At 51.9% G+C, this 21,591-nt stretch carries 22 protein-coding genes; 12 read left to right on the plus strand and 10 right to left on the minus strand.

All coding sequences use genetic code 11. From position 1 onward, the window contains the following. Position 1 precedes the first annotated feature (1 nt). The gene (locus DXU84_RS08760) at positions 2-415 is read left to right on the plus strand and encodes a VOC family protein (RefSeq protein ID WP_112152252.1); all 414 of its coding nucleotides are present in this window, start codon (positions 2-4) and stop codon (positions 413-415) included. A 138-nt stretch (positions 416-553) separates the two neighbouring features. Here DXU84_RS08760 and gap read toward each other — a convergent pair whose 3' ends face one another. Further along, entirely contained in the window at positions 554-1,564 is a 1,011-nt protein-coding gene (gene gap / locus DXU84_RS08765) for a type I glyceraldehyde-3-phosphate dehydrogenase (protein ID WP_013575505.1), read from the minus strand. Between the two features lie 78 nt (positions 1,565-1,642). After that, positions 1,643-2,632: a GlxA family transcriptional regulator gene (locus tag DXU84_RS08770; protein ID WP_121019344.1), complete on the minus strand. Its 990-nt coding sequence runs from the start codon at positions 2,630-2,632 to the stop codon at positions 1,643-1,645. Between the two features lie 218 nt (positions 2,633-2,850). Here DXU84_RS08770 and DXU84_RS08775 point away from each other — a divergent pair, with 218 nt between their 5' ends. The 4 genes from DXU84_RS08775 (at position 2,851) to yqfB (ending at position 5,189) form a co-directional block, all read left to right on the plus strand. Continuing rightward, positions 2,851-3,456, plus strand: a complete 606-nt coding sequence (locus tag DXU84_RS08775; RefSeq protein WP_013575507.1) for a transglycosylase SLT domain-containing protein — start codon at positions 2,851-2,853, stop codon at positions 3,454-3,456. 123 nt (positions 3,457-3,579) lie between these two features. Then, entirely contained in the window at positions 3,580-3,942 is a 363-nt protein-coding gene (locus tag DXU84_RS08780; RefSeq protein ID WP_112198082.1) for a cupin domain-containing protein, read from the plus strand. A gap of 134 nt (positions 3,943-4,076) precedes the next feature. After that, positions 4,077-4,814: a metallophosphoesterase gene (locus DXU84_RS08785; protein ID WP_314522988.1), complete on the plus strand. Its 738-nt coding sequence runs from the start codon at positions 4,077-4,079 to the stop codon at positions 4,812-4,814. Positions 4,815-4,883: 69 nt separating this feature from the next. After that, complete coding sequence (yqfB, locus tag DXU84_RS08790) at positions 4,884-5,189, plus strand: N(4)-acetylcytidine aminohydrolase (RefSeq protein WP_013575510.1); 306 nt, start codon at positions 4,884-4,886, stop codon at positions 5,187-5,189. A gap of 49 nt (positions 5,190-5,238) precedes the next feature. Here the strand turns inward: yqfB and DXU84_RS08795 are convergent, their stop codons facing one another. Then, the gene (locus tag DXU84_RS08795; RefSeq protein WP_153375439.1) at positions 5,239-5,880 is read right to left on the minus strand and encodes an HD domain-containing protein; all 642 of its coding nucleotides are present in this window, start codon (positions 5,878-5,880) and stop codon (positions 5,239-5,241) included. 116 nt (positions 5,881-5,996) lie between these two features. Here DXU84_RS08795 and DXU84_RS08800 point away from each other — a divergent pair, with 116 nt between their 5' ends. Next, entirely contained in the window at positions 5,997-6,959 is a 963-nt protein-coding gene (locus DXU84_RS08800; RefSeq protein WP_153375441.1) for a GlxA family transcriptional regulator, read from the plus strand. A 16-nt stretch (positions 6,960-6,975) separates the two neighbouring features. On the opposite strand, the gene DXU84_RS08805 is transcribed toward DXU84_RS08800, so the two are convergent. Beyond that, positions 6,976-7,542, minus strand: coding sequence for a DNA-3-methyladenine glycosylase I (locus tag DXU84_RS08805; RefSeq protein ID WP_153375443.1), 567 nt, complete (start codon positions 7,540-7,542; stop codon positions 6,976-6,978). A gap of 443 nt (positions 7,543-7,985) precedes the next feature. On the opposite strand from DXU84_RS08805, the gene tus reads away from it, so the two are divergent. After that, a complete protein-coding gene (gene tus / locus DXU84_RS08810; protein WP_112152259.1) occupies positions 7,986-8,921 on the plus strand; it encodes a DNA replication terminus site-binding protein in 936 nt (311 codons plus the stop codon). Positions 8,922-8,985: 64 nt separating this feature from the next. Here the strand turns inward: tus and fumC are convergent, their stop codons facing one another. After that, positions 8,986-10,383, minus strand: a complete 1,398-nt coding sequence (gene fumC / locus DXU84_RS08815) for a class II fumarate hydratase (protein WP_112152260.1) — start codon at positions 10,381-10,383, stop codon at positions 8,986-8,988. A 246-nt stretch (positions 10,384-10,629) separates the two neighbouring features. Here fumC and manA point away from each other — a divergent pair, with 246 nt between their 5' ends. The 4 genes from manA to fetB all read left to right on the plus strand — a co-directional run bounded on the left by manA (position 10,630) and on the right by fetB (position 15,068). Beyond that, positions 10,630-11,811 carry a mannose-6-phosphate isomerase gene (manA, locus tag DXU84_RS08820; RefSeq protein ID WP_112198078.1) on the plus strand — a complete coding sequence of 394 codons (1,182 nt, stop codon included), beginning with the start codon at positions 10,630-10,632 and terminating at the stop codon, positions 11,809-11,811. A 134-nt stretch (positions 11,812-11,945) separates the two neighbouring features. Then, positions 11,946-13,487 (plus strand): YdgA family protein, encoded by a 1,542-nt coding sequence (locus tag DXU84_RS08825; RefSeq protein WP_131637672.1) that lies wholly within the window; start codon positions 11,946-11,948, stop codon positions 13,485-13,487. Positions 13,488-13,636: 149 nt separating this feature from the next. Further along, a complete protein-coding gene (gene fetA / locus DXU84_RS08830) occupies positions 13,637-14,308 on the plus strand; it encodes an iron ABC transporter ATP-binding protein FetA (RefSeq protein WP_370461753.1) in 672 nt (223 codons plus the stop codon). After that, entirely contained in the window at positions 14,295-15,068 is a 774-nt protein-coding gene (gene fetB, locus DXU84_RS08835; protein WP_013575520.1) for an iron export ABC transporter permease subunit FetB, read from the plus strand. Before fetA ends, fetB begins: the two co-directional genes overlap by 14 nt. A 50-nt stretch (positions 15,069-15,118) precedes the next feature. Here the strand turns inward: fetB and DXU84_RS08840 are convergent, their stop codons facing one another. Continuing rightward, entirely contained in the window at positions 15,119-15,814 is a 696-nt protein-coding gene (locus tag DXU84_RS08840; protein ID WP_037034019.1) for a GntR family transcriptional regulator, read from the minus strand. A gap of 265 nt (positions 15,815-16,079) precedes the next feature. Between DXU84_RS08840 and DXU84_RS08845 the strand changes: the two genes are divergently transcribed. Beyond that, positions 16,080-16,688 (plus strand): hypothetical protein, encoded by a 609-nt coding sequence (locus DXU84_RS08845; RefSeq protein ID WP_112152262.1) that lies wholly within the window; start codon positions 16,080-16,082, stop codon positions 16,686-16,688. Between the two features lie 38 nt (positions 16,689-16,726). Here the strand turns inward: DXU84_RS08845 and DXU84_RS08850 are convergent, their stop codons facing one another. The 4 genes from DXU84_RS08850 to xdhC form a co-directional block, all read right to left on the minus strand. Further along, positions 16,727-18,457: an iron ABC transporter permease gene (locus tag DXU84_RS08850; RefSeq protein ID WP_153375445.1), complete on the minus strand. Its 1,731-nt coding sequence runs from the start codon at positions 18,455-18,457 to the stop codon at positions 16,727-16,729. A gap of 19 nt (positions 18,458-18,476) precedes the next feature. Beyond that, on the minus strand, positions 18,477-19,475 hold the full coding sequence (locus DXU84_RS08855; protein WP_153375447.1) for an ABC transporter substrate-binding protein: 999 nt from the start codon (positions 19,473-19,475) through the stop codon (positions 18,477-18,479). Positions 19,476-19,499: 24 nt separating this feature from the next. Then, complete coding sequence (locus DXU84_RS08860; protein ID WP_013575525.1) at positions 19,500-20,567, minus strand: ABC transporter ATP-binding protein; 1,068 nt, start codon at positions 20,565-20,567, stop codon at positions 19,500-19,502. A 243-nt stretch (positions 20,568-20,810) separates the two neighbouring features. Then, positions 20,811-21,581: a xanthine dehydrogenase accessory protein XdhC gene (gene xdhC / locus DXU84_RS08865; protein ID WP_013575526.1), complete on the minus strand. Its 771-nt coding sequence runs from the start codon at positions 21,579-21,581 to the stop codon at positions 20,811-20,813. Positions 21,582-21,591 lie beyond the last annotated feature (10 nt).

A 21,591-nucleotide genomic window follows, 5' to 3' on the forward strand; every position in this document is an offset into this window, starting at 1 on the left:
AATGCAACCTGTCATCAACATGATCACGCTGGGTGTTAAAGACCTGGCCGCTTCTACCGAATTTTATCAGCACGGACTGGGCTTTCCAAAAGTGGTTATCGATTCTGAAGGTGTCAGTTTTTTTGAACTGGCAGGTGCCTGGCTTTCTCTGTTTCCGTGGGACGAACTGGCAAAAGATGCGCAAGTCAGCCCGGCAGGGAATGGTTTTCGCGGTATGGCGCTGGCGCAAACGGTGGCCAGTGAAGCTAAAGTGGATGCCATTCTGGCTCAGGCAGTCAGTGCGGGAGGTAAAATGATTAAACCGGGACAGAAAGTGTTCTGGGGTGGATATTCGGGTTATTTCGCCGATCCGGACGGACATCTGTGGGAAATCGCCTATAACCCGTTTATGACCATCGGGCCGCAGGAGAAATGACGTTCATTCCTGGAGCAAGAAATAATTAATTAGTTACAACATACAGTGTGTTTTATTAAAAATGGTGATCGTCTTTGACATATAAAAAGACACCGCATAAAGCGGTGTCTGTCATTATTCTGGCAGGAAAAGAGGAGGTTATAAACCGCGTTTTTCCATTAACAGGGCCAGATCGACCAGGCGGTTTGAAAAGCCCCATTCGTTATCATACCAGGCGAGAATTTTCACCAGCTTGCCGCCAATCACCAATGTTGAAAGCCCGTCAATAATGGATGAACGCGGATCACCGCGATAATCGCTCGACACCAGCGGCTCCTCGCTGTAACCCAGAATGCCTTTAAGCGGGCCGGATTCAGCCGCCTTACGAAACGCGGCGTTAATTTCTTCAACAGTCGCTTCGCGTTTAAGGTTAACGGTTAAATCGACGATGGAAACCACCGGCACCGGAACTCGTAGTGAATAACCGGTCATGCGTCCGTCCAGTTCCGGGATAACTTTCCCGATCGCTTTCGCTGCGCCGCTGGAATACGGAACAATGGAAACCGCGGCCGCACGCGCACCCCGTAAATCTTTTTCAGGTTGATCATGCAACGCCTGGCTGTTGGTGTAGGCGTGTGTGGTGTTCATCAGGCCGTGTTCAATGCCGAAGGTCTGATGCAGAACCTGAGCGGCAGGGGCCAGACCGTTGGTGGTACAACTGCCGTTGCTGACCACTTTGTGTTTTGCCGGGTCGTAATCGCTGTCATTAACGCCCATCACAATAGTAATGTCATCATTTTTGGCCGGTGCGGAAATAATGACGCGTTTTGCTCCGCCCCGGGTGATGTGAACTTCCGCTTTGGCTTTTTCAGTAAAGAAGCCGGTAGCTTCAATAACGATATCAACGCCCACAGAGCTCCACGGAATTGCAGCGGGATCCCTTTCTGAGAAAACGCGTACCGGTTTTCCATCAACCCGTAATTCGCCTTCACCCGCTTCGACGTCAGCTTTTAACGTGCCTGAGAGTGAGTCATATTTCAGAAGATGAGCGAGAGTCTTACTGTCCGTAAGATCATTAATTGCCACCACCTGGAAGTCATCCCGCCCGAGTGCGGCGCGCAAAACATTCCGTCCAATCCTGCCAAAACCATTGATACCTACTTTGACCATGATGAACTCCTTAGTTATCTGCTTTACAGTTAATCTAGTACGCAGGAGGGTTGGCGTAAATGACAATAAAAGATCAATTTACGCCAAATATCTGGAGCAAAAGCGTTCTCTGTATTCTGTCGGTGTCAGTTGTAAATTTCGTTCAAAAACGCGGCGCAGGTTCAGCCCGCCGCCGAAGCCGGTCGTGAGGGCGATACGATCTATGTTTTGTGTTGTTTGTTCCAGAAGCTGTCGCGCGGCACTCAGCCTGACTTCCTCAACATATTTTGCCGGGGTTATGCCGGTTTCGCGTGTGAAAACGCGCGTGAAGTTTCGCGGACTCATCGCGACACGTTCAGCAAGTTTTTCGACAGATAAATCGCTGTTGAGATTCTCAGGTAACCAGGCCTGAAGTTCGCGGATAGAGCCATTGCTGGCCTGATTCAAAAGATAGCGGCTAAATTGCGACTGTCCACCCGGACGCCGTAGAAACATTACTAAATCCTGAGCAACATTTTTAGCGATGCTGAAACCATGATCTTCTTCGACCAATGCAAGAGTGAGGTCAAAGCCGGAGCTGACGCCACCTGACGTCCAGACCGGACCGTCCTGAACATACATCGGGCCGCGTTCCACGGTCACCTGCGGGTATTGTGCCTGCAGGGTGTCGATCAGACGCCAGTGTGTGGTGGCGTGTCGGCCGTTGAGTAATCCCGCCTGGGCGAGCAACACCGCGCCGCCACAAACAGATACCACGCGGCGGGCATGCGGCGCAGCCTGTTGTAACCAGCAAACAACGTTTGAGCCTTCTTCTTCAGATAAGCCTTTACCGGTGACTAAGATAGTGTCGCGGGTCAATGTGGGGTCAAGATCGCATAACCGGTGATCCGCGAGAAGGTTAAGCCCTGAGACACCGTGAATCACACGGTGCGGTTGTGTAGTGGCCACAGTCACCTGATAAGGCGCAATTTTGGAATCAGACGTGGCGTGGAGAGGCAACAGACGATTTGCCTGCATGAGGATATCAGCAATGCCTGCTGCTTCGAATAACATGCCCCCGTCGGGGACGATAATCAGGAATGTGTTCATGGCATTAAAAATACAATGTGTATTAAATAAGTCAAATCTGCGAATACTGTTATTGAATCACTCAGCCAGTAAATTAACGTGAAAGCAGGGCGCAGGGACCGGATTTCGCACTTTTGATACCGTTGAATGTCAGAAAATCCCTCATAAATACATGACCCTGAGTGACGATAACGGTATCTTATCAACCGGAGAAACGTTCATTTAGATCCTGGAAGATTATGATTTCATTATTCAAAAAAACTTCACAATTCAGCATGTTGGTTATGCTGATGATTTTGGCTGGCTGCTCGGGCAAACCTCATTATAAGAAATACGACACCCATGCCTTTGATGATGAGATTGAAGATGCTGCCGATGAATACAAAGTTGACCGTAAACTGGTGAAGGCAATCATTCAGGTCGAATCCGGATTTAATCCCAAAGCAGTCAGTCCATCTAATGCTATTGGTCTGATGCAGCTGAAAGCATCGACCAGCGGTTGCGATGCATATCGTTATAAAGGTAAACGCGGTTGCCCGGACGACGATGATTTGCTGGATCCGGAAACCAACATTGATCTGGGAACGGCATACATCAGTGCATTGCAACGTCAGCAACTTAACTGGATTAACGATCCGCTGACGCGCCGTTATGCCACAGAAGTCGCGTATGCCAACGGTGCGGGAGCGTTACTTAGAACGTTTTCCAGTAACCGGCAGACGGCAATCCAGATGATTAATCAACTGACGCCGGAAGCCTTTAACTGGCATGTTCGTCAGTATCATCCGGCGCCGCAGGCACCCAGATATATGGCCAAAGTCGAAAAAGCCTATGCCGGTTTATAGTGTTTAGAGCACTGAAAAATGGACGTGCTACGTGAAATCTGCAGTACAACTATGCTGTTCAATTCTCAGAATTCACGTAGCGCGATCAATTTGAAACCCTGAAAGTCCGGACGGAGGTGGTGAATGCCAGATAACATATTCACAGATATTCCTGAAGCTGCACGCAATGGTGAAGGCGAGACCTTTGAAGAGTTGCTGACACGACCCGGTATTCGTATTGAGCGGATTATTTCCACAGGACAAGCCAGCCCGACGGGATTCTGGTATTGCCAGACGCATGACGAATGGATACTGATCTTGCAAGGTTCGGCTGGTTTGAGGTTTGATACCGAAACCGAGGTGCGCATTCTGAAAGCAGGCGACTTCGTGAATATCCCGTCGCTGTGCAGACACCGCGTCGAATGGACTGAACAGAATGGAACGACCATCTGGCTGGCCATTCATTACGGTGAAAAAACGTTGAACGAAGCAGGTGAGGCAGAATGAGGAAAATGATGGCGTCTGGTGCGTAAGTTGATATCCTATTTAACATAATATACATTATGCGCACTTTGATTATCCGTTCTATATACTCTACATTGTTCTTATTCTGATAACGGGAAATCCTCCCGGAGGTTTTGGTGATTATCGCTCAGGTGTCTGACATTCATGCCGCAGAAAATAATGATAACCTCGCACGCTTTGAACGCGCACTGACGTGGATTGATCTCATTACGCCTGACGCCCTTGTGCTGACCGGTGATTTGATTGACGACAACTGGCGTGATGGTTATGCCGCTATCGCCGCTCAGCTGAATAAAAGATCTTACCCGTCATTCATATTGCCCGGTAATTCAGACGACCGTGCAGCAATGAAATCAATTTTGCATTGCCATTACTGGTGCAATTCCGGCGAAAATGACGCGCTGCATTTTGTCGCGGACATCGGTGAACTCCGCCTTATCGGCCTTGATACCACCATCCAGGGAAATCCCGCAGGAGCCATTGGCGAACATCTGCCGTGGCTGGCCGATAATCTGATCAGCGACGGTCCCGCGGATTCCATTCTTTTCATGCATCATCCGGTTATCCGCAGCGGCATTCCGCCTTTAGATCAGATAATGTGTCGCGATGTGGTAAAACTGGCTGAGTTTTTAAGTGAGCATCCGCGAAAACCCATCGCTATCTCAGCAGGTCATGTTCACCGGTCAATGGCCGGGCAACTGGCCGGAATACCGGCTTATATTTGCGGCTCCATCTGCCCGGAAAATCCTTTGTGGTTTGGCACGGCAATTGTTCCTCCCGTGAACAACTTCTTGTCATTTATGATTCACAGATACAATGACGGTGAGATGGTTAGCCACCCTGTCCTTCTTTAATATCTGCCTGATATATGCGCACGCTATACCATCAACCGGACGTTCTCTCTATTTAACGCAGGAAACCTCATGAAAAATATCACTTTTTACAGTCGTTTTGAGGCTGATATCCTTGCTGGCCGTAAAACGATCACCCTGCGTGAAGCCAGCGACGCGGATTTTACAGCAGGCGATCAGGTTCGCGTCAGCCGTTATGAAGATGACGTGTTTTTCTGCAACATTGAAATTATCGCTGTCACTGGTGTACAGTTCGACGATCTCAACGATCAGCACGCGGTGCAGGAAAACATGACACTGGAAGAACTTAAACAGGTCATCAGCGAGATTTATCCGGGGCTGAAATCACTGTTTATGATTGAATTTCGTCTTCTTTAATTGCGTGTGGCGCGCCGGGATCCCTTCTCCACGCGCCCTTTTCTTCTCATCAGCCATTCCAGCGGGAATTGCGGATCACTGAACAGAAATTTCCTTTGATAAAATCGGGTTCTTTATCAGCAATGACGTCGGCTTTGACATTGCCGAATGTGGTCTGCGGCTTGTTTTTAATTCCGTTATAAAATGCCTGAATAATATCTTCCTTGAACGCCGGTGTCCGCGGATGCGCTTCGACAACCGCATTACGTACGCTGTCATCGTAGCCCTGATAATTGATGCCGAGTACGTCCATTTCTACTCCGGCAGTCACCAGTGCGATCACCGGATCCATAAATTCAGGGATGCCCGGCGTGGTATGCAGCGCAATAGCGGTCCAGACCTTATCGATGTCCTGCGTACTGATTCCGTGCTGTTGCATAAACTCGCGTGCGGCATTGGCGCCGTCAACTTCAAAGCGTTTATCGCAACTGCAATTTTCGTGTGTCAGCCCCACATCGTGGAACATACAGCCAATATAAAGCAGCTCATGATCAACCTTTAGCTGACGTTGTTGCCCGGCCAGCGCGGCCCAGTAATATACACGGCTGGAATGATGAAACAGTAAATCGGATTCCATATCACGGACCCGTTCTGTTGCTTCACGGGCCATTTTGCTGTCGGGAATGCGGATACCCTTAATGTTCAGAGTCATAGTATTTGTCCTGTTGGGTTGAATAGAGTCAGCATAAGCGGCAAGATAAATGTCATCAATCATCGTAATATGACGTTATGAGACATGACTGTTCATTTGCGACAGGAAATATTCAAATGCCAAAACACATCATTATTCTCGCCGTGCCGGGCGTGCAACTTCTCGATGTCTCCGGTCCGCTGGATGTTTTCGCTGAAGCCAACCGGCAACGCGGCCGCGACGTTTATACCCTGAGCGTGATGGCGATTGGCGACGATCCCGTTGTACGCACCTCTTCCGGCGCGCGTCTGTTTGCAGATCTCACTCTTGCAACCCCACTTCCCGCTGCCGTCGATACTTTTCTCGTCGCAGGTGCGCCCGTGCTGGAAACATTCCTGCGGGATGAAAAATTAAAAGACGGGATCCGTACCTGGAGCCACCATGCGAAGCGTTTTGGTTCCGTGTGCAGCGGTGCGTTATTACTTGCCGCCGCCGGATTGCTTGACGACCGGCGCGTGACCACACACTGGTCCGTCGCCGCAAAACTAAGCGAAGAGTATCCACGGGTGAATGTCGAAGCTGACGCTATTTTTATTGCCGAGGGTGAGCTGAGAACGGCAGCAGGTGTCACATCCGGGCTGGATTTAGCCCTGAATATGGTGGAAGAAGATCTTGGACGGGAAACCGCGCTGGATGTCGCTTCGCAACTGGTGATGTTCTTCAAACGTCCCGGCGGGCAGTTGCAGTTCAGCCGCCATGGTCAGGCGTCGCTGAGTGGCCGGTCGGCATTACAGGACGTACAGCGGTGGGTGATGAATTCGCTCGACCAACCGCATAATGTGCAAAGCCTGGCTGTTCATATGGGGATCAGTGTCCGCCATCTGACGCGTTTGTTTAATCAGTCGCTGCGGCAATCACCGGCAGAATGGCTGGAACAGCAACGGATATTTCACGCGCGGCAACTGCTGGAAACGGGGGAAATGGCGGTGAAGCAGGTTGCGGCACAGTGCGGATTTTCCAGCGTTGATATCTTGCGACGTGCGTTCGTCAGGCAATTATCCGTGACACCGTCACAATATCAAAAGCAGTATTCCCGTTGAAAAAACCTTCGAGAAATCAGGCTTCTTTTGCTACCTGAGCACGCCGGAAACAATCCGGATGATGGGTATTAATCAGGCCGGTAGCTTCCAGCCAGGCATAGACTATTGTCGGGCCGACAAACTTGAATCCACGCTTTTTGAGATCTTTTGAAATCTGATCAGACAGCGCATCTTTAGTCGGAATCGGCCCGGTATGCTGAATCGCCTTCCCGCCGATTTGCGCCCAAATCCACTCACCAAAATCTTCACCCGCTTGCTGCATGGACAGATAGGCCCGGGCGTTGCTGACAACCGCCGTGATCTTGCTGCGGGAGCGGATAATATCGGCGTTATTCACCAGCCTTTCGATGTCTTCTTCGGTAAATTCTGCGACTTTCTCGGGTATAAAATCGCAGAAGGCCAGGCGCAAGGCATCCCTTTTTTTCAGCACGATCCGCCAGGATAATCCGGCCTGAAAGCCATCAAGCATCAGCTTTTCCCACAGTGCCCGGCTGTCACGTACCGGCTTGCCCCATTCATCATCATGATAGTCAATCATCATCGGGTCACTCGTGCCCCACGGGCAACGGATCAGATCTGTCATCGCAAACTCCTGAAAGCAGAAAGTTCTTTATTCTAACCTGACCCGTGCATGGAAGGGGTAAAGTTCTTCTTCACCCTGCTGAGCGACTATCACACTGAATTTAATGATTTCACAGATGTTTATGTGTGCACATTTAATTATTATGCCCTAAACTGTATGTTGTAACTAATTTATGAGTCATGATTTTGCATAAATGAAATTCTATCCCCCGGTCTTTTCGGTGGCAGAGATTGATTTACGTCATCATCCTTTTTGGGCATAGGAATTATATTACGCTTCTTTATAAACAGGATGGAACCATGTTTAGTCGTTTAGGTCGTATATTTAGCCCCGCAACACCCCCTCACGGTAATATAGGGGAAGTTTATGATTTCCCTATTATTCAGGTATGTACATTTTCCCATTTTGCCCTAAACTGTATGTTGTAACTAACCGGAGGGTTTATGGCGGATTATGATTTAATTGCCCGGATGAACGGCTGTTTTAACGAACTGGAAATGGCATTGCAAGATTTGGGGAATTTCCTGGGGCAACTGGAATTATTGCAGGCGCGGGTATTTACCTTGCCTGAAGTAGTGAAAGGCGAAGAGCATAATCCGGCGGACAAAATCACTGTCATGCCTCACACCGGCGAAACCGCACAGCAACTGGCATTACAGCATTTTCAGCGGTTGTTTATTCATCATAATAACGAGAATGTCAGCAGTAAATCCGCCGTCCGTTTACCCGGTGTGTTGTGTTATGCCGTGGACGCCGCGGAGCATCAGTCTGCCCTGCTGTTGATTGAAGAAGTGAATAAGCTGAAAGCTGAGCTGGAACATATCGTGACCGTCGAGTCCGGTCTCGCCCGTGAACAGCGTTTTGAGTTTGTACATACCCACCTTCGCGGCCTGATAACGCTGAACGCTTACCGTTCGGTGACGTATCTCAATGACCCGGACTCCGTGCGCTTTGGTTGGGCGAACAAACATATTATTAAGAACGTGACCCGCGATGAAGTTCTGGCACAACTGGAAAAGAGTCTGCATGCCGGACGCGCTGTCTCGCCTTATACCCGTGAGCAATGGATGGAAAATATTAACCGCGAGATGATAGACGTGAAGCGTTTGCCGGAACACGCGGCGCTCAAATTCAAACGCCCGGTGAAAGTTCAGCCCATAGCCCGCGTGTGGTATCGCAACAACCAGAAACAGGTGCAACACCCCTGCCCGCTGCCGCTGATTGCGTTATGTTTGCGTTCGCCCATGATGCAACTTCCTAAGTTAGGGGAACTGCATGATTACGATGTGTCATCCGTGAAGCATAAATATAAACCGCAGTCGCAGCCACTGAGCCTGCTGATCAAACGTCTGCATCTTTATACGGACCATCCGCTGTAAGCCGCTCAGAACGTGAAAAGGTCCGGTTGCCCGGACCTCATTTCACATGTAAATAGCAGGCCGTTTACGCTTTCATGCTACCGACCATGGCTTCAGGCCGCACCCACTCGTCGAACTGTTCTTCGGTCAGATAGCCGAGTTTCAGCGCCGACGCTTTCAGGGTCAGGCCTTCTTTATGCGCTTTCTTGGCGATTTCCGCCGCCTTGTCATAGCCAATATGGGTATTCAGCGCAGTCACCAGCATCAGCGATTCATTCAACAACTGGGTAATACGGTCACGGTTAGGTTCAATACCGACCGCACAATGCTCGTTAAAGCCGCTTATACCATCAGCCAGCAAACGAACGGATTGCAGGAAGTTATGGATGACCAGCGGACGGAACACGTTCAGCTCAAAGTTACCGGATGCACCGCCGATGTTGACTGCAACGTCATTTCCCAGCACCTGTGCGCACAACATAGTCATCGCTTCGCACTGCGTCGGATTGACTTTGCCCGGCATGATCGAGCTACCCGGTTCGTTTTCCGGAATCGAGATTTCACCGATGCCGCAACGCGGGCCGGAAGATAACCAGCGCACGTCGTTGGCGATTTTCATCAGTGAAGCGGCCAGCCCTTTCAGCGCGCCATGGCCATGAACCAGTGCGTCACAGGTCGCCAGCGCTTCAAATTTATTCGGGGATGTCACAAACGGTTGTCCGGTCAGTTCTGCCAGTGCTTTCGCCACACGCACGGCGTATTCCGGGTGCGTATTCAACCCGGTACCGACTGCAGTTCCGCCCAGCGCCAGTTCGGCAATATGCGGGATGCTGTTTTCAATGTGCGTCAGGCTGTGTCCCAACATGGCTACCCAGCCGGAAATTTCCTGTCCCAGTGTCAGCGGTGTGGCATCCTGCAAATGCGTACGCCCTATTTTCACAATGTCACGATATGCCGTGGCTTTATCGGACAGCGTTTTGTGCAACACTTTCAACTGCGGGATCAGGGTTTCGCGCAGTTCAATCACTGCCGCAACGTGCATGGCCGTCGGGAAAACATCGTTGGAGCTTTGGCTCTTGTTCACATCATCGTTCGGGTGAACTTTACGTTCTTCGCCGCGCACGCCACCGAGAATTTCACTTGCCCGGTTAGCCAGCACTTCATTCATATTCATGTTGGTCTGGGTACCGGAACCGGTCTGCCAGATGGACAGCGGAAATTCGGCAGAATGCTTGTCGGCAAGCACTTCATCGGCAGCGGCAATAATGGCGTTTGCCCGCTCAGCAGGCAGTAACCCGAGGTCCATATTGACGCTGGCTGCCGCACGCTTTGTCAGTGCCAGCGCGTGAATCAGCGCCGTTGGCATTTTTTCAGAGGAAATACGAAAATGCTCGAGGGAACGTTGCGTCTGTGCGCCCCAAAGCTTATCTGCCGGAACATCAATTGGCCCCATTGAGTCTTTCTCAACGCGTGTAGATGCCATTACTGTCTCCTTAGATGCTTATTACGATGATAAATCAGTTTTTTTGCAGGTTACTGTTTGCCGCACGCGCTCCCACGCATCCGTTGGCGGCCTGTTGATTATAGTGACATATAAGCCGGGCGTATAATTGGATTCGATCCCCAATCTGAAAATGCATGCCAGCCGCACTTTTTGGGCCTTCGCAGTTGTAAAGCCCCCTTCGTCATTGTTTACTAGTCGGCAATATTTTCTATTCAGGATGAAGCAATGCAAAAGATGCATAACGGTGTACAAAATTACGCCTGGGGCAGCAAAGACGCGCTGACCAAACTCTATGGAATTAAAGATGCAGAAGGCCGTCCGATGGCTGAACTGTGGATGGGGGCTCATCCGAAATGTAGCTCTCAGATTGAGAACTCCCGTGGGGAGAACCTCTCTCTGCGCGACCAAATAAGTGCCGGACTGTCTGCGCAACTGGGCGAAAAAGTGGCTAAGCGCTTTGGCGAATTACCTTTCTTGTTTAAAGTGCTGTGCGCCGATCAGCCGCTGTCGATTCAGGTGCACCCGAGCAAAAGTGCGGCTGAAATCGGTTATGCCAAAGAAAATGCTGCCGGTATTCCACTGGATGCCGCCGAGCGTAACTACAAAGATCCGAACCACAAACCTGAACTGGTTTATGCCCTGACCCCTTTCCAGGCCATGAACGGTTTCCGCGAGTTGCGCGAAATTGTTTCATTATTGCAACCCGTGGCCGGTGCGCATCCGTTAATTGCCAGCTTCCTGACGTCTCCGGATGTTGATCACCTGCGCACGCTGTTTGCGGGCCTGCTGAGTCTGGAAGGTGAAGATAAATCCCGGGCGCTGGACGTGCTGAAATCCGTTCTGGATGAACAACAGGGTGAGCCGTGGGACACCATCCGCAGTATTTCTGAATTTTATCCTGATGACAGCGGCCTGTTCTCCCCGCTGCTGCTCAACGTAATCACCCTGCAACCGGGCGAAGGCATGTTCCTGTATGCCGAAACGCCGCATGCCTACCTGAAAGGCGTCTCGCTGGAAGTGATGGCGAACTCCGATAACGTGCTGCGCGCAGGTCTGACGCCGAAATACATTGATATTCCTGAGCTGCTGGCGAATTTGAAATTCAACGCCAGACCCGCTTCTGAATTGCTGACCACGCCGGTTGTCAAAGGTGCGGAACTCAACTTCCCGATCCCGGTCGAAGATTTTGCTTTTTCAATTCACAGCCTCTCTGCTGAACCGCAAACGCTGGAGCAGGACAGTGCGGCGATTGTCTTCTGTATTGAGGGTCAGAGCGTTCTGGTGAAGAACAATCAAACCCTGGTTCTCAATCCGGGTGAGTCGTGTTTCCTGTCAGCCACTGAGTCACCGGTGACTGCCAGCGGCAACGGCCGCATAGCACGCGTGTTCAATACACTCGCGAAATGAACAGTTAATTAAACAAAATGGGGCTAAACGCCCCATTTTGGTGATTTTTTTGCTGATTCAGCTACACTCTGTAGACTAATAACGCCGGAAGGCGTTTTTTATTTTCGGGACATTTCATAAGGATAAACAGAGATATGAAGAAGTCGTTAGTCGCTGTAAGCGTCATTGTAGTCCTTGGCGCGGCCTGGACAGGCGTCTCGTGGTATACGGGCAAGCTGATCGAACAACATATGGATGAACAGGTTGCGGCGGCTAACAGCCAGTTGCAAAGTGCTTATCCGAAAGCCGGGCTGAAAGTCAGCTATCAGGATTACCAGCGCGGGCTGTTCAGCAGCAAAATGCGCATTGTTCTGCAACCGGAGCCTGCTGCTGCAACGGCGGGCACCAGCGTACTGAAAACGGGTGACGAAATTGCCTTTATCGAAACTATCGATCACGGCCCTTTCCCTGCCGCTCAGCTGAAAAAATTCAATCTGATCCCAAGCATGGCTTCTGTTCATTCAGAGCTGCAAAACACGCCAACGGTGAAAGGTCTGTTTGATGTCACCAAAGGCAAATCTCTGGTCACGATTGACACCCGCGTTTCCTACAGCGGCGCAAGTTCTTCGGCGGCTGACATCATTCCTGTGACGTATCAGAAAGATGAAAGCCAACTGGCCTTCTCTGGCGGTAAAATCAATGTCGATGTCGACAAAGATCTGACGGCCATGAAGCTGGACGCCAGCACCGACAGCATCGCTCTGACCTCTAAAAATCAGTGGGGTCAGCTTGAAAAAGTGACCCTGGCCGGTTTCAGCATGGACAGCGACACCAAACAAGGTAAGTTTCAGGTCGGCGTGGGTGATCAAAACCTGACTGTGAAGCAAATCCTGGTGAACGTTGACGGCAAAGATGCCGCTTTGCTGGATAACTTCAAACTGGTGAGCAAATTCTCTGAAAATGGCAATAACATCGCCGGTCAGCAGGATTACACCCTCGACGCACTGAAAATTCAGGGTGCAGATTTCGGTTCAGCCAAACTGACACTGAAGCTGGATAAACTCGATGGCGCGGCGATGAAACAGTTCGCAGACAACTATAACCAGCAATCCCGCGCACTTCTGCTGCAACAGGGTCAGATTGATCCGGCTGTTTATCAGCAACAGGCTACCGATTTACTGCTGGCTAACCTGCCACTGCTGCTCAAAGGCAATCCGGGCATCAGCATTGCACCGCTGAGCTGGAAAAATAGCAAAGGCGAAAGTAACTTCACCCTGCAACTGGATCTCAAAGATCCGGCCGCAACGCCGGCACAGACTCAGGATCAAATGCTGTCTCAGTTGGTAAATAAGGTTGATGCCAAACTGACTATTCCTCTGCCGATGGCCACTCAGGTCACCACGCAGGTGGCTCAGCTGGAAGGTTACAGCGCAGACGACGCCGCTAAACTGGCACAGCAGCAGGTTCAGGGGCTGGCAGCGATGGGTCAGATGTTTAAACTGACCACGGTGAAAGACGATACTATTACCAGCAGCTTCCATTACGCTGACAATCAGGTTGACCTGAATGGCCAGAAAATGACATTGCAGGAATTCGCCGGTCTTTTCGGTATTCTGGGTGGGCCGGCAGCGCCGGCAGCAACCCCTGATCAGGAAACGCCAGTGGCTCCGGCACCTGCACCCGTCCCGGCTCAGTAATCTTCTTTACATCTCCCCCCTGCCAGGGGGGAGGTTGGAAGACGGTTTTACAACCGAACTTTCTGCCAGCGTTAACCCACACCCCATCCCAACCTTCCCCTCATGAGTGGGGAAGGCGTAAAACCTCCGCTACCAAAGGATTCTCAGGCGTGACCACTCCCACTGACCTCCTTCGTCTGCAAGACGTTTCTTTTACACTCAACCATATCCCGCTGCTGGAGCCTGTTTCCCTCACCCTGAATCCGGGGGAATTTACCTTACTGACCGGCCCTTCAGGGAGCGGAAAGAGTACGTTGCTGAAGATTATTGCGTCATTGCAAAATCCGACCGGTGGAAATCTTTATTTCAAAGGCGAAAATATTACGCAGATCAAACCTGAAGCGTACCGCCAGCGCGTATCGTATTGCTTCCAGACACCGTCGTTATTTGGCGAAACGGTTTACGATAACCTCGCCCTGCCTTATCAGATCCGCAATAAAAAACCTGATGACGGGCAGCTTCGCGACTGGCTGAAACAGGTAAATTTATCCGAAGACATGCTGACCAAACGTACGCAGGAGCTTTCCGGCGGGGAAAAACAGCGCATCGCATTGCTGCGCAATCTGCAATTTATGCCGGATATTTTATTACTTGATGAAATCACCAGCGCGCTGGATGAAGAGAATAAAATCAACATCAACGACATCATTGCCGGGCTGGTTGAGAAAGAGCAGATCGCGGTGTTATGGGTGAGCCATGACCTGAACGAAATCCGCCACGCCAAAAACGTCATTACCCTGACCAGTCATTCATCAGGAAGCGCGTCGCATGAATCAGCATAATATTACCAACCAGTCTCTGGCTCTCGCGCTGATCCTGGTCGTCGTCGCCCTGCTCGTCAGCAAGAAAGAAAAGCTCGGACTGGAAAAAGACATCATCTGGAGCGTTGCCCGCGCTATCGTACAACTGGTGATTGTCGGCTACGTTCTCAAATACATTTTTGATATCAATAACAGCCTGTTAACCGTGCTGATGGTGCTGTTTATCTGCGTGAATGCGGCGCTGAATGCCAAAAAGCGCAGCCGTAATATCGATAACGGATTTATCATTTCTTTTATCGCCATCACGGTGGGTACCTCGCTGACATTAATGATTCTGATCCTCAGCGGTTCGATCGAATTTCTGCCCATGCAGGTGATTCCGATTTCGGGGATGATTGCCGGGAATGCGATGGTGGCAGTAGGCCTGTGTTACAGCAACCTTAACCAGCGTTTTCTCGATAATCAGCAAAAGATCCTCGAGATGCTGAGCCTCGGCGCGCCGGTAAAAATGGCTTCCGACCGGATTATCCGTGACAGCATTCGTGCCGCCATGATCCCGACCGTAGATGCAGCGAAAACCGTCGGGATTGTCAGCCTGCCGGGCATGATGTCCGGGCTGATCTTTGCGGGAATTGATCCGGTGAAAGCCATCAAATATCAGATTATGGTGACCTTTATGCTGCTGGCGACCGCGAGCTTATCGACGATTATTGCCGGTTATCTCGCTTACAAACGTTTCTACAATGACCGTGCGCAGCTGCGCGATTTGAAATCATCGTAATACGTATCCTGCCCGCGGGTCGGAAACCGGCGGGCAGGATTTTTCAGGCTTTATAAATCAGACAACGCCTGACGCAGATTCACCTCTCCGGCGGCCTCGTCATCAAGATCCAACACCCCTTCCAGATCGTCCAGATGTTCCTGCATAATTTCAGCGGCCTGCGTATTATCCCCCGCTTCAAGTGCATCGATAATCGCCTGATGTTCATCACACTGGCACGACGGCACTTCGTTACGCTGGTACAACGACACAATCAGGGAACTGCGCACCATCAGATTCGACAGAATTTCACTCAGAACATCATTGCCCGAAATTTCCCCGAGAATGAGATGAAATTCACTCAGCTCACGCACAATGGCGCGCCGGTCTTCAGATTGCACAGCTTCACGCTCTCCGCGCAGATGGGTACTAATACGGTGACGGTGACGCCGGATCACGTCCGGCCCGATGCATTCAACGATCGCCCGTTCGATAGCACGACGGGCGATGAACACTTCACGCGCTTCTTTGGCGGTGGGCTGCGCCACCATTGCGCCACGGTTAGGTTCGATGGTCACAATTCTCTGCATCGCCAGACGCTGTAACGCCACCTGAACGTGGTTACGGTTAGCACCCAGCGCGTCAACAAGCTGTGATTCCACCAGCCGGGTGCCCGGACGCAGGCGTTGTTGCGCGATGGCTTTAGACAGAACATCGACAATGCGCTGAACTTCCAGCTGCTTGGCGGTTGTAGTTTGATTACTCATGGATTGCTAAGTGGCCTCTCTCTGGCAGTTTCCGTGCAACCTATCACCATCTGCTCGCGTTCGTCATTAGTAAATGACGTGGGGTTTCAAATCATGCGAGAAATCCCAATAAATAGCACATAACATTCATAATAATTATCATTCCCGCACGCATTCACAATATCCCTGTTATCACCTTCCGTATCCTTGCAGCACCTCACGCTACGCAGAAAAATGTTCAGAACACGTGAAGTATGCACGCCAACGTATTGAAATCAGGACAATAATGAAACACACATTTTTTAAACACTTACTCAATTTTATCTTATTAGCCCTGGGAGCCATTTGTACCGCGCTGGTCATCTGGCTGGATGTGGCCATATTTAAAGACGGTATCCAGGAAATTTCCGCCACTGAGTTCCTTCAGGAACTTTCACTGCTGGCCATCAGCGCGTTGTTTTTCTTACAGGCCAAAAAACATCCGGCATTGCGGGGAGGTATGATCCTGATTGGCGGGTTCTTCTTCTGCATGCTTATCCGCGAACTCGATGCCCTGTTTGACCTGATCCACTACGGCTCATGGGTGTATTTCGCCAGCCTGTTCGCGGTCTATTGTATCGCCTGGGCCTGCATCACGCCGAAAACCAGCCTGCGCGGATTGTCAGCTTTTCTGGTTCATCCGGCCTGTCACTATATGGTTTGCGGTCTGGTACTGATCCTGGTGTTCTCACGGGTCTTTGGGATGAATATGATCTGGAAAGTGGTGATGCAAGGCGAATACGTACGGACAGTGAAAAATATTGTCGAAGAAGGCACCGAACTGATGGGTTATCTGTTGTGTCTGGGGTCTGCAGTTGCTTTCTGGCAGCGCAGTGAACCACTGAAAACCCTGTAAAATCCTGCCTGCTGCGGATTTCTGCAGCAGGCAAAATTTCAGACGCGCCACGGCAATACGCCTTCCGGCAGTCGACGCGCAAACAGCGACGCCAGCAGCATAAAGATCAGCACCACACCAATCATCAGGCACCCCACGGCTGCGGCCAGCGTGGAAGAACCGCCTTCATCAAGAAACACAATCATCGGTCCGAGCGTTTGCGTACCGGATGTGACCAGCAGAATCGACACCTGAATCTCATTCAGTGCGGTCAGGAACACCAGAATCGTGCCCGCCATGGCCGACGGCGCCGCCAGCGGCATCACTATATCGCGCATCCGTTGCAGGAAACTGGCACCGAATATTTGTGCGGCCTCATCCAGCGAACGCTCGATTTGCGCAAAACCGGCCAGCGTCGGACGAAGCACCAGTGCCATAAAACTGGAAAGATAAGCCGCCAGGATAATCCATACCGTGCCGTAAAGGCTGATATGCACCAGTGGCAACGGTTTGAGGAAAAACAGGATCGCCGCAATTCCGGTCACTATCCCCGGCAACGCGTAAGCCAGTTCGGTCGACAGTTGTAAAATACGCACCAGCCGCGTTCGCTGCCAGCTCAGGAAATACGCCAGAAACAACGAGGAAAGTGTCAGGATCAGCGCGGTCATCACGGTCAGCCCGAGGCTGGTCATAAAGGCATGGCGGATTGCCGGATACCCGAACAGCGCATTGGCATAATTGCTCAGCGTCAGACTCTGCAAGGTCAGTGCCTGACCAAAACCCGTGGTCAGGGACGTGGTCATCAGCGCGGAAAGCGGCAATAACAGCGTCAGCGACATCCACAGCCAGGCCGCAATTTCTGCCGGTAAACGCCATCGCCCCAGAGACTGATGCAGCGCGCGCGGCGTCCCCGTGACACGCACATCCTGCCGCCCGCCCAGCCAGCGGCTGAACATCAGTCCGGCAAGCGTAATAGCGGCAATCAGCAGCGAAAGCACCGCCATATCCGTCAGCGCCGACGCACCCACGCTGTTGAGTTGCTGATACACCAGCGTGATCAGCGTCGGGATACGACCGGGAATGCCGAGCATTGCCTGAATACCAAAATTACCCGCTGCGGTGACAAACGACAGTGCCGCACCGGCAAAAATAGCCGGGCGCACCAGCGGTAAAATCACGGTAAACAATACCCGCCACGGTTGTGCCCCACCGCTGCGCGCGGCCTCCACCAGTTCGGCTGGCAACCTGCGCAACCCGGCCCGTACCATCAGGAAAACCAGTGGCGCATTGTGCAATCCCAGCAGAACAATAATGCCGGTCAGCGAATACAGCGGCGAAGTCGAACCGGCGGGCAGCGTTAACCCCAGCCACTGCAATACCGGACTGGATGGCGAAAGTGCCTGAACCCACGCCAGCGCCGTTACCTGCGGCGGGATCATCAGTGGCAGAATAAAAGTAAATACCCAGGCCTGTTTACCGCGCAAATTAGTCAGCGCGATCAGCAGCGCCGCCACCGTACCCAGCACCATCGCCAGCAAAGTTGAGACGACAGCAATCGTCAGTGTATTCAGCGTGGCGGTCAGGACTTTTCGTGTGCCCAGTAAATGGCTGAGCCGCGAGATGTCCGGCACACCTTCAGGCGCCATTGCCGCCCAAACCAGTCGCATCAGGGGCGCTATCGACAATATCCCGATCAGCAACGTCAGGGCCCAAAGCACGCCCTTCTCACTGCCCGGCCAGAACCGACGCGAGGGGGTGGCGCGGCGCTGAACTTCACTCATCACGCTCATCTGGCTGTCCTTTGGGCTGTCAGCCACCGAAGATTTCAGTGAATTTCGCGCGAACTTCTTTATCATCCGCCACCGCTTTATCTGAATCCAGCGTCAGCAGCTTAATCGAATCCAGCGGTGCAAAGCCTTCTGGTGCCGCAATGCCGGATTCAATTGGCCGGTTACCTTGTTTCGCAACCAATTGCTGGCTCTGCGGTGAGAGCATGAAATCAACAAACGCCTTCGCCGCAGGCACGTTATGTGCCCCGGAAAGAATGGCTACCGGCTCAGTCACAAATGAAGCCCCCTCTTTCGGATACACCAGATCAATCGGCGAGCCCTGCTTTTTAGCGCGGATAATATCGGCATCGGTAATCACGCCATACTTCGCCATGCCACTCGCTACCGCTTTCAGCGCCGGGCCGTTGCCACCTTCCGGGGTAATGCCGTTCTGCGCCAGTTTCTGATAAAACGCCCAGCCGATGTCCGGCGTATTAATGGCCGTATGCAGGTGATACAACGCCGCCCCGGAATACAGCGGGCTTGGCACGGCCACCTGACCTTTGTTTTGCGGTTCGGTCAGCGCCATCCAGCTATCAACCGGTGTGGCGTTTTTAGTGTTGTAGGCAATGACCGTGGCGATAATTTTGGTGCCAAACCAGGTTTTATCTTTGTCGTAAAAATCCGGGCTGATATTTCCCACCGGCGCATCGGTATAGGCCATCAGTTTGCCGTCTTTTTTCAACGCGCCCAGATTGATGGAATCCGCAACCAGCAGCACATCAGCTTTTACGTCCCCGGCCAACATTTCAGTTTGCAAAACATTCATCAGTTGCGTCGTGCCATTGCGCGTCCACTCCACCTGCACATCCGGATAAGCCGCCTTGAAGGCGTCAATCGTTTGCTGGGCAATTTCCGGTGCCTGAGAGGTATAAACCACCAGCTTTCCGGAGGCGGCTTCGGCAGCATTTGCCTCTCCCTGCGTGGCGCAAATCAGCAATGCGCTCAAGGATAACGTGATGGTTTTTAAAATATGCATAGCCCTGTCCTTAGAATGAGAAAATTATTGGGGAAGGATCCAGCCGTCGGCAATGACGAAAGTGACAATGTCACTCACGTAACTATCGGGCGAAAGAGAGGAATGAAGGGAAAGCTTCAGCGCAGGCGTGTTTACCGGCGCGACGTCAATCTGGTGATAGCCGCCGCGGTAAATCACCCGGGTGATCCGCGCAGCGATGCCCGGTTCGCCGTGCTGAGCAAAACGTAAATCCGCAGCATGGACACACACCTGCGCCTCACTCACCGTTGTCTGATGTGCCGGAGCCCGTAACCGGATACGCATACCGAAAACATCGGCCCAGGCCGTGCCGTTTTCGGCGGGTTGAATATTTTTTGCCGGGATAACGCGACCCTCGTCGATAAAGGTCGCGACCATCGCGTTGGCTGGTTCACGGTACAGCGTTTGCGGCGTAGCAAACTGCATCACCTGGCCCTCGTTCATCACCACGACACGGTCAGCCATCGCCATCGCTTCCTGCTGATCGTGGGTGATATACAAAAGCGTTGCGCCGGTGTGCTGATGAAAACGCCGGAACTCTTCTTCCATCGCCGCACGTAAATGCACATCAAGATTTGCCAGCGGCTCATCCAGCAGCACCACGCCGGGGCGTGTGACCAGGCAACGTGCCAGTGCCACACGTTGTCGCTGACCGCCGGACAAATCGGAAGGACGGCGTATGGCGTAATCGCTCAGCCCCACCAGCGCCAGCGCATCCTGCGTTCGCGTGCGTCGTTCATGGCGATCCATCCCCGCCACTTTCAGGCTGTACGCTACGTTTTCTTCCACCGACATATGCGGCCACAGCGCGTAGTTCTGAAACACAATGCCCAGATCGCGCTTTTCCGCTGGAACATGGACGTCGGTGGATGAAAACAGTCGTTCACCGACGATGATTGTGCCGCTGTTTACCGGCTCGAATCCCGCGATGGTTCGCAGCAACGTGGTTTTGCCACAACCTGAGGGACCGAGCACGGCAACAAACTCACCGTGATGAATATGCAGCGAGACGTCATTGAGCACCGGCTGAGTGGTAAAGGATTTACTCAGGTGGGAAATCTGTATGGCAGACATGCGTCGGATGTTTCCTCAAAGCGGCACTGGCCCGTTCAATGAGGAAACAAATTACTGCGGTTTTGTGACTGTTTTATGAACCGGTGGCGAAGGTTTGGTTCGACACGACATGGCAGGAGAAGACATAAATGCGATATAGCTTCCTGATTAAAATGAATCACTTCCTTTTAATTAAAACACATTATAAATCAATGCAATATCTGAAGAGTTCTGAATAGAAAAAAGATTATCTATAAGAAACAATCATTTTCCATACGCGGCGATAAATTCTCCGGCAATCGCCACGGCAATTTCTGCCGGGAGTTTGCCGCGCACATCGGGCAGCCCCACCGGGCAACGCATTCTCGCCAGTTGCTCAGACGAAATCCCTTTGCCCGATAAACGGTAATCAAAGCGTTTACGCTTGGTATCCGAGCCAATCAGGCCAAAGTAGCGGAAATCGCCGCGCTTCAGGATGCGCTCACTCAGAGCGAAATCCAGCTGGTGATCGTGCGTCAGCACCATGAAATAACTGTCAGCGGGCATCTGCGCCACCGTGCTTTCGGGTTCCTCATCCACAAGGCAGGTGACTTGCGGGTCCACCTGTGCCGGAAACTCACTGGCACGGGCATCTACCCAGGTAATGCGACAGGGTAAGGTGCTGAGAATGTTCACCAGTGCCCGCCCGACATGACCTGCGCCGTAAACCACAACGTGCGGTTGCGGTTGCCCCAGCGGTTCAAGCAACACCGACGCCATGCCTCCGCAACATTGTCCGAGCCGCGCCCCTAATGAAAAGCGTTCGAAGCGGCTGGTTTTCGCACCCTGCTGCAACATCTCGCGGGCAATGGCTGTAACCTGAAACTCAAGATTGCCGCCGCCCAGCGTATAAAATTGCTGGTCAGCGGTGATCACCATTTTGCTGCCTGCATCACGCGGCGTGGAGCCCTGATTCTCCACCAGCGTCGCCACCACGCACGGTTCTCCGCGACGTTGCAGGTCATGTAAACGCGTTACCCAGTCATCAGTACGCATGAGAACCCCC

It is taken from the genome of Rahnella sp. RcJ3, from assembly GCF_009498575.1.
Lineage (GTDB): Bacteria > Pseudomonadota > Gammaproteobacteria > Enterobacterales > Enterobacteriaceae > Rahnella > Rahnella aceris.

Coding starts and splice junctions, on each gene's coding strand:
- DXU84_RS08795 (WP_153375439.1), bottom strand. CDS start 5,880: ATGACTCTGAACATTAAGGGTATCCGCATTCCCGACAGCAAAATGGCC.
- DXU84_RS08760 (WP_112152252.1), top strand. CDS start 2: ATGCAACCTGTCATCAACATGATCACGCTGGGTGTTAAAGACCTGGCC.
- gap (WP_013575505.1), bottom strand. CDS start 1,564: ATGGTCAAAGTAGGTATCAATGGTTTTGGCAGGATTGGACGGAATGTT.
- xdhC (WP_013575526.1), bottom strand. CDS start 21,581: ATGCGTACTGATGACTGGGTAACGCGTTTACATGACCTGCAACGTCGC.
- DXU84_RS08845 (WP_112152262.1), top strand. CDS start 16,080: ATGAAACACACATTTTTTAAACACTTACTCAATTTTATCTTATTAGCC.
- DXU84_RS08850 (WP_153375445.1), bottom strand. CDS start 18,457: ATGAGCGTGATGAGTGAAGTTCAGCGCCGCGCCACCCCCTCGCGTCGG.
- DXU84_RS08860 (WP_013575525.1), bottom strand. CDS start 20,567: ATGTCTGCCATACAGATTTCCCACCTGAGTAAATCCTTTACCACTCAG.
- DXU84_RS08800 (WP_153375441.1), top strand. CDS start 5,997: ATGCCAAAACACATCATTATTCTCGCCGTGCCGGGCGTGCAACTTCTC.
- fetB (WP_013575520.1), top strand. CDS start 14,295: ATGAATCAGCATAATATTACCAACCAGTCTCTGGCTCTCGCGCTGATC.
- fumC (WP_112152260.1), bottom strand. CDS start 10,383: ATGGCATCTACACGCGTTGAGAAAGACTCAATGGGGCCAATTGATGTT.
- DXU84_RS08770 (WP_121019344.1), bottom strand. CDS start 2,632: ATGAACACATTCCTGATTATCGTCCCCGACGGGGGCATGTTATTCGAA.
- DXU84_RS08805 (WP_153375443.1), bottom strand. CDS start 7,542: ATGACAGATCTGATCCGTTGCCCGTGGGGCACGAGTGACCCGATGATG.
- manA (WP_112198078.1), top strand. CDS start 10,630: ATGCAAAAGATGCATAACGGTGTACAAAATTACGCCTGGGGCAGCAAA.
- yqfB (WP_013575510.1), top strand. CDS start 4,884: ATGAAAAATATCACTTTTTACAGTCGTTTTGAGGCTGATATCCTTGCT.
- DXU84_RS08825 (WP_131637672.1), top strand. CDS start 11,946: ATGAAGAAGTCGTTAGTCGCTGTAAGCGTCATTGTAGTCCTTGGCGCG.
- tus (WP_112152259.1), top strand. CDS start 7,986: ATGGCGGATTATGATTTAATTGCCCGGATGAACGGCTGTTTTAACGAA.
- DXU84_RS08780 (WP_112198082.1), top strand. CDS start 3,580: ATGCCAGATAACATATTCACAGATATTCCTGAAGCTGCACGCAATGGT.
- DXU84_RS08840 (WP_037034019.1), bottom strand. CDS start 15,814: ATGAGTAATCAAACTACAACCGCCAAGCAGCTGGAAGTTCAGCGCATT.
- DXU84_RS08775 (WP_013575507.1), top strand. CDS start 2,851: ATGATTTCATTATTCAAAAAAACTTCACAATTCAGCATGTTGGTTATG.
- DXU84_RS08855 (WP_153375447.1), bottom strand. CDS start 19,475: ATGCATATTTTAAAAACCATCACGTTATCCTTGAGCGCATTGCTGATT.